Raw genomic sequence first — 276 nt, 5'->3', positions numbered from 1 at the left:
ACGAGATAGAATTTTACGATCCAGAGAATATAAATTATTCTGCTTCATCAATAGGATTAATTAATAAATACATTAGAGGATATCGGGAAGGTGAAATATCAATATGGACCGGCTCAAATGGTAGTGGAAAATCAACAATATTACTCCAAGAAGCCATAAAAGCAGTAGATGATGATATGAATACGGTTATAATTAACGGTGAAAATATACCTTCTAAAACTAAAAAAACTATTGGACTACAAATAGCAGACATAGATTATATTGAAAGCAAAGTTG

Annotated in this window: 1 protein-coding gene; it reads left to right on the top strand. The window is 30.4% G+C overall.

The window, feature by feature from the left end:
- On the top strand, window positions 1-276 hold a 276-nt coding region (locus tag RMT89_RS42805; protein WP_315889164.1), incomplete at both ends, for an AAA family ATPase.

The sequence above is a fragment of the Streptomyces sp. P17 genome (genome assembly GCF_032436805.1).
Classification (GTDB): domain Bacteria; phylum Actinomycetota; class Actinomycetes; order Streptomycetales; family Streptomycetaceae; genus Streptomyces.
The sequence above is the reverse complement of the archived record's forward strand: the minus strand, read 5'-3'. Positions and strand labels throughout refer to the sequence as shown.